This is a genomic window from Flavicella sp. (assembly GCF_029238425.1).
Classification (GTDB): Bacteria; Bacteroidota; Bacteroidia; order Flavobacteriales; family Flavobacteriaceae; genus Flavicella.
In genome coordinates this window covers 25,697-32,759 of sequence record NZ_JAQWGB010000208.1, presented here as the reverse complement: position 1 = coordinate 32,759, position 7,063 = coordinate 25,697, and the positions used below count along the sequence as shown (strand labels likewise).

The window sequence follows — 7,063 nt, the reverse complement described above, 5'->3', positions numbered from 1 at the left end:
AAACAAAGGTTAATGATTAGTTAAAAACTTTCAAATAAAATGGTCACATTCCAAAATATTTATATATTTGTATCAGTTGGTGTTTAACACCAATTTCTTTTTCATAGCAATTTTCCCACTCTACTTGTAGAGTGGGTTTTTTTTTGAGTATTTTTAACATGTGTTATCTCCGTTTAGGTAACAGCATTGTATTTTTATCATGCCTAAATAAAGCTCATGAAAACCTTTATAAAAATTCTTTCTAGCATTGTAGTACTACTCCTTCTAACTTTGATATTTGCTCCCTATTTATTTAAAAAGCAAATAAACGATACCATTACCCATGAAGTCAATAAGGTAATCAATGCGGAGTTTTACATCGGTTCTATTTCAATGAGTTTTGTCACTGACTTCCCTAATGCTTCTATATCACTTCAAGATATTCTGATTACAAATAAAGCTCCTTTTCAAGGAGACACTCTAGTGTCTATCAATACGGTTAGTTTAGAAACTTCCATTTCAAATTTATTATCCAAAAAACTTAGCATTGACCACTTTTCAATTTCCGAAAGTTTGATCAACCTAAAAACAAATAAAGATGGTGTTTCTAATTACGACGTCATGAAATCCGATACCCCAAACGAAACTCAAGTAGCATCTAAAAGTTCTGACTCAGAAATCTCCTTACATATTGAATATTACAGTTTCGAGAACATCAACTTTAATTACCTAGATGCATCAAGTCAAATGCATATGACGGTAAAAAATTTCAACCATAAAGGAACAGGATTATTTTCAGCGCAAGATGTACTTCTAAAAACAAATTCATCTATAGAGTCGTTTAACTTTAGTTCTGAAAGTATACATTTAATTAAAAATGCAAAATTCCTTTGGGATGCACAACTCAATCTAAACTTAGAAAACCTTAAAATGGAGTTCTTGGAAAACCATGCACAGTTCAATGATTTAAAACTCTCTTTTCATGGATTTTTACAACCTGTTGATTCCGGTATAGAAATGGACCTGAACTTCGACTCAAAAGGATCACAGTTTAAAAGTCTTTTATCATTAATTCCTTCAGCCTATTCTTCTAGTTTTGATGCTATAGAAGCCGTCGGAGCATTGAATTTTGACGGACAAGCAACCGGTTTGTATTCCGATACAACTGTGCCTAAATTTGGCATCAACTTAACAACAAACAATGCTTCCTTTCATTATCCAGATTTACCAAAATCCATTACAGATATTTATATTGATACACATATTACCAATAAAACTGGTTTAATTGATGACACACATATTTCGGTAAATAAATTTGATTTGAAAATTGACAAAGATATTTTCAAAGCTAAATGTAATCTTAGTAACTTAACTAGCAATCCACATGTTAAAGCGGAACTAGACGGTACCTTAAATCTTAACAACCTAAGTCAAGCATACCCAGTAGACCTTGAAGAGAAACTTGAAGGAATCACAACGTTTCATTTAAAATCTGAATTCACTCAAGAAGCTATCGAGAAAGAACTTTATGCAACGATCAAAAATAGCGGTTATATTTCTTTAAAAGATCTTACCATTGAAACAGAAATGTTACCTAACCCTATAGCTATTAGCAATGCTCGCTTAAACTTTACTCCAAAAGAATTTATTCTAGAGAATTTTGAAGCAACAACAGCACAAAGCGATTTAAAAGCAAGTGGGAGTTTACAACACTTAATGGGTTTTGTATTCAACAACAAACCCCTACAAGGAAATTTTACTGTTACCTCTGACACGTTCAATGTATTTGATTTTTTGTCAGAAACTGAAGTTCCTGAGGAAGCAGAAAAAGAAGAAGAAACTAAAGTAACTACAGACGAATTAGAAGCAATTAAAATACCAGCCAATATTGATATCACAACAAAACTTTATGCTAAAAATGTAAGTTATGATAATATCAAATTGAGTCAAATGAAAGGTGGTATTAAAATTTATGATCAAAAAGCTATCTTCACAAATACCACTGCAAAAATGCTTGGAGGAACTATAGCATTAAAAGGTAAGGTTGACACAAAACCGAGTCCTAGTACATTTGATTTTTCTATGACTTTAAAGGAACTTGACATTGTTGAGTCCTTTTCTACTCTTGAATTATTTTCTTCCATTGCTCCGTTTGCAAAAGCTTTTAACGGGAAAATGTCAACATCACTAGACCTTACTGGTAAGTTAGATGCTGAGTTTTTTCCAGATATGAATAGCTTAAATGGTGATGGACTCTCTAAATTACAGGTAAAAGAAATAGACCCTAAGAAATCAAATGCTTTGAGTTTGTTAGAAAACAATTTCAGTTTTGTCGATTTAAAAAAACTGGATATGAAAAAAATACAGACCGCCATTAAGTTTGAGAACAGTGCTATTTCTTTCAAGCCCTTTAAAATTGCATCGTATGATGGGATCCCTATCCAACTAGAAGGATCACATACTTTCTCAAATACAATGGATTATAATATCACCACTGAAGTCCCAGTAAAATTTTTAGGAAAAGAGGCAACCAATCTATTATCAGGGCTTTCAAAAGAGGAAGTCGAAAAGATGACCGTGCCTATGAAAATTAAAATGAATGGAGATGTGAGTAAGCCAAACGTTGTTCCTGACTTTACAAGTGCCCTTAAGGTTGTTTCAGGCAAGGTTATTGAATCTCAAAAAAATAAATTAATCGATAATTTGTTTCAAAAAACGAATAAAAAAAGTGACAGTACCAGTTCTAAAAGCAAGGACATAGAAAAAGCCGCAAAAAATTTATTGAAGGGACTTTTCTAAAAATTTTATTCTGTTAATTAATGTTAAAATAAATATGCCATTAAACTAATGAGAAATGTTGGAGTCTAAAAAGTAAACTTTAAAACATTATATCATGAAAAAAAGCATTTTAACATTCGCTCTCCTTATTGGATTTATTTTTGGTACTACTGCACAGAAAAAGCACAAACAACAGCAAAAACCAGAATTTACAGTTGAACAACAAACTACGCTAACCGTAAAAAAACTGACTATTGCTTTAGATTTAACAGAATCACAGCAAGAAAAAATGTATCCATTGATGTTAGTTGTCACTGATAACAAACAAAAAGCTATGGAAGAAAGAAAAGCTAATGGTGATCAAAGACCCAATTTATCGAATGATGAGCTATATGCTAAAATGATAGAAAAAATGGATCAACAAATTGCGCTCCAAGCAAGAGTAAAAAAAGTATTAAGCAAAGATCAATATGAGTCTTGGAAAAAAATACAAGCACAAATGCATAAACAACATGCTAGTCAAAAAGGCAAACATAAAGGAGGTCACAAAGGAAAACCTGCTCAATCATAATAAAAAAATCCCAGTATTATTTTACTGGGATTTTTTTTACTCAAGTTTTAACACTTGATTTATGCTAATATCATTAGAGCTAAGTCCATTCAGCTCCTTAATCTCATCTACAGACATCCTATATCGTTTGGCAATCGCATACAGCGTATCTCCTTTTCTTACACGATAGGCTTTACCATGTCTTTTTTTCGTTTCTTTTATCTTTTTATTCAGTACCAATTTATCATAATGATCCAAGTCGTACGTCTCCACGATACGAATCAATTTATCTGGATATTTTTTATCGGTTGCATATCCGGCCTTTTTCAAACCTTTAGCCCACCCTTTATAATCATCAATTTTAAGGTCAAATAAAAAATCATATCGTGATCTACTTGTTAAAAATAAAGAATGATCTCTATAAGAACTTTCTACTTTTTTATATTTTCTAAAACACTCTTGCTTTTCATCATCATCGTGTCTTACAGATTCTCCATGCCATCTATCATGACATTTAACACCAAAATGATTATTTGATTTCAAAGCCAAATTACTCACACCATTTCCTGATTCTAAAATTCCTTGTGCCAAGGTGATACTTGCCGGAATTTTATGTTTTTTCATCTCATCCATTGCCACGGGAGCATAATGACTGATATAAGCAATGGTTCTGGTATCCAAACTAGATTTTCTCTTTTCTAATTTTACAACCTCTTTATTGACCGCTTTATTGTCCGTCTCAACAACTTTCAAAACAGGCTTTGGAGTTGACTTATGAACTGTAGTTTTTTTACTTGAGCCACACCCAATCATTAAAATTGAGCAAGCGAATATTCCAAGAGTAATTCTCATATATTTCTATCAATTAATAAAGGCATATTCTTTTTTGCCAATACATTATTCATACCTGATATTCCTTGTAAGCCACCTGTATGAATGGCTAAGATTTTAGTCCCTTTGGCAAATTTATCTTTATTCACCATATCAACGATTCCATAAAACATTTTACCAGTGTAAACCGGGTCTAAAAGAACGCCTGATGTATTAAAAAAATTGTTATTAAAGGTAATTAATTCTTCATTTATTTTGGCATATCCCCCAAAATGATAATCCGGTATGATTTCCCAATTATTTTTATTGACCTTATTCCCTTTTATTTCATTTTCTAAAAAATCTCCTTTCAAAGCCGGAAACCCTAAAACCTGCTGATGTTTAGACGAACTATTGATGATTCCAGAAATGGTTCCTCCTGTCCCGACGGCACAACAAATAAATTCAAAATCTTCCGTATGATCATTTAAAATTTCTTCACAACCTTGAATGGCTTTGTCATTGGTTCCTCCTTCTGGCAAAATATAAGCATTCGGATACTTTTGCTTTAATGTAAGTAGAAAAGACTGACTAGACTTTTCTTTATAATCAGACCTAGAAATAAATTCAAACTGCATCCCATAGTCTTTTGCTCTTCTTAGAGTTTCATTATTCAAAAGTGTTTTTTCTATATCCACTCCAAGCTCCTCACCACGAATAATTCCAACTGTTTTAAAACCAAACTCAAAACCAGCGCCTGCTGTCGCGAGAATATGATTTGAAAACGCTCCTCCAAAGGTCAACAATTTGCTATATCCCTTTTTTTTAGCAAAAGCTATATTATAAAAAAGTTTACGGTATTTGTTTCCTGAAATAACAGGATGTAATGCATCTTCTCTTTTTACAAAAAGCCGAACTTCTTTAGCTCTTAATTCTGGTAAAAATATTTCTTCTATGTTGCTTGTAGCAGCTTGCAATAGTTCCCTTTTTAAGCTGAAAAGCTATTCACTTTTTCATCCAATTCTGCCCAGGCTTCCATCAAATCGTCTAAAGAATCTTTTTTGGCTTGATAATTTTCAAAAAACTTAGGATCTGCTGCCGTCTTTTCATAATCATCTGCCAGCTTAGCATCCATATCCAAAATCTCTTTTTCTGTATCAGAAATCGCTCTTTCGGCTTTGCTCAATTTATTTTTAAGCTGCTTCAATTCTTTTTCCTCTTGTCGACTTAACTTATAATCTTCCTTTTTAGAAACTTTCTTCTCAACAACAACAGTTCTCTTCTCTGCCTCTCTTAAGTTTTCTAATTTATGTTGATCTAAGAAATAATCAATATCTCCTAAATATTCTTTGATTTCCTTATCCTTAAACCCATAAACAGAATCCGTTAAGCCTTGTAAGAAATCTCTATCATGCGAGACGATGATTAAAGTACCCGCATATTTTTTAAGAGCTTCTTTTAATACATTTTTAGATTGAATATCTAAGTGATTGGTAGGCTCATCCATGATCAACACATTGAATGGCGACAGTAATAGTTTACATAAAGCCAATCTATTTCTTTCTCCCCCAGACAACACCTTCGCTTTTTTATCAACAGCATCTCCTCCAAACAAAAAGGCCCCTAGCATATCTCTAACCCTGGCTCTGTTAGAATCAGTAGCAGCGTTTTGCATGATTTCTAAAACAGTTTCCTCTGGTGGCAAATGTTCTGATTGGTTCTGTGCAAAATATCCTATTTCTACATTATGGCCCAATTTCAAATGTCCCTCAAAAGGAATATCTCCAACCATCATTTTTGCTAACGTAGATTTTCCTTGTCCGTTTTGCCCAACAAAAGCAATTCTACTATTGCGTTCAATCAACAAGTTCACATCTTCTAATACGTGTTTGTCGCCATAACTTTTACACATATTTTCAGCCTCAACAACAATTTTTCCTGGTTCCTTAGAAACAGCAAATTTAATATTCATGGTTGCATTATCATCAGCATCCACTTCAATTCTCTCAACTTTATCCAACTGCTTAATCAATGATTGAGCCATAGAAGCTTTATTCGCTTTTGCTCTAAATTTATCAATCAACTGCTGCTTAGCTTTTATTTCTTTCTCTTGATTCTTTTGAGCTTGTAGCTGCTTTTCTTTAATTTCTCCTCTTAACAACAAAAATTCAGAGTAAGACTTTTTATAATCATAAATCTGACCTAAAGAAATTTCAATAGTCCTGTTGGTAACATTATCCAAAAACATTTTATCATGTGAAACCAAAACAATCGCACCAGAATACCCTTTTAAAAAGTTTTCCAACCAAATAATAGATTCAATATCTAAATGGTTGGTTGGCTCATCCAACAATAAAATATCATTATTCTGAAGCAGAAGTTTTGCTAATTCTATACGCATTCTCCAACCTCCAGAAAAAGTATCAGTCAACTTATCAAAATCCTCTCTTTTAAATCCAAGACCTTGTAATATTTTCTCTGTATCTCCTTTATAGTTATACCCCCCCAACAATTCATAACGCTCCGTTAAATCGGTCAAGTCATGTATCAATTGGCTATAAGATTCACTTTCATAATCGGTTCTAGTAGTAAGCTCTTCATTAATTTTATCTAGTTTGACCTCAATTTCCTTGATTTCAACAAAAGCTTGATACGCCTCTTCTAGAATAGTTCTTCCTTCCACAAAATCAATATCCTGTCTCAAGAACCCCATCTGCACATCTTTTTCAAATGCCATGGTACCTCCACTACTTTCAATATCTTTTGATAAAACTTTTAATAAGGTAGATTTTCCCGCTCCATTTTTTCCAATCAAACCGACTCTATCACCTTTATTTAATTTGAAAGTGATTTCTGAAAAAAGATCTGTTCCTCCAAAAGAAACGGTTAAATTATGAACGTTAAGCATCTATGAATAAGTGTTTTTAGAATATTAATGGAATTTTG

5 protein-coding genes are annotated in these 7,063 nt (G+C 32.6%); 2 read left to right on the top strand and 3 right to left on the bottom strand.

What is annotated here, in order from left to right; genetic code table 11:
* Window positions 1-216: 216 nt before the first annotated feature.
* Window positions 217-2,778 (top strand): AsmA-like C-terminal region-containing protein, encoded by a 2,562-nt coding sequence (locus P8H68_RS14210; RefSeq protein WP_300326637.1) that lies wholly within the window; start codon window positions 217-219, stop codon window positions 2,776-2,778.
* 94 nt (window positions 2,779-2,872) lie between these two features.
* Window positions 2,873-3,328 (top strand): hypothetical protein, encoded by a 456-nt coding sequence (locus tag P8H68_RS14205; protein ID WP_300326635.1) that lies wholly within the window; start codon window positions 2,873-2,875, stop codon window positions 3,326-3,328.
* Window positions 3,329-3,364: 36 nt separating this feature from the next.
* On the opposite strand, the gene P8H68_RS14200 is transcribed toward P8H68_RS14205, so the two are convergent.
* The 3 genes from P8H68_RS14200 to P8H68_RS14190 are packed head-to-tail and all read right to left on the bottom strand — an operon-like array spanning window position 3,365 to window position 7,025.
* Window positions 3,365-4,159: a glucosaminidase domain-containing protein gene (locus tag P8H68_RS14200; protein ID WP_300326633.1), complete on the bottom strand. Its 795-nt coding sequence runs from the start codon at window positions 4,157-4,159 to the stop codon at window positions 3,365-3,367.
* Complete coding sequence (locus P8H68_RS14195; RefSeq protein WP_300326631.1) at window positions 4,156-5,094, bottom strand: pyridoxal-phosphate dependent enzyme; 939 nt, start codon at window positions 5,092-5,094, stop codon at window positions 4,156-4,158. Before P8H68_RS14195 ends, P8H68_RS14200 begins: the two co-directional genes overlap by 4 nt.
* An 11-nt stretch (window positions 5,095-5,105) precedes the next feature.
* Window positions 5,106-7,025 (bottom strand): ABC-F family ATP-binding cassette domain-containing protein, encoded by a 1,920-nt coding sequence (locus tag P8H68_RS14190; protein ID WP_300326629.1) that lies wholly within the window; start codon window positions 7,023-7,025, stop codon window positions 5,106-5,108.
* Window positions 7,026-7,063: the final 38 nt, after the last annotated feature.

What these genes read in the sequence shown, in the direction of transcription:
- P8H68_RS14210 (WP_300326637.1), top strand. Translation starts at nt 217, where the DNA reads ATGAAAACCTTTATAAAAATTCTTTCTAGCATTGTAGTACTACTCCTT.
- P8H68_RS14205 (WP_300326635.1), top strand. Translation starts at nt 2,873, where the DNA reads ATGAAAAAAAGCATTTTAACATTCGCTCTCCTTATTGGATTTATTTTT.
- P8H68_RS14200 (WP_300326633.1), bottom strand. Translation starts at nt 4,159, where the DNA reads ATGAGAATTACTCTTGGAATATTCGCTTGCTCAATTTTAATGATTGGG.
- P8H68_RS14190 (WP_300326629.1), bottom strand. Translation starts at nt 7,025, where the DNA reads ATGCTTAACGTTCATAATTTAACCGTTTCTTTTGGAGGAACAGATCTT.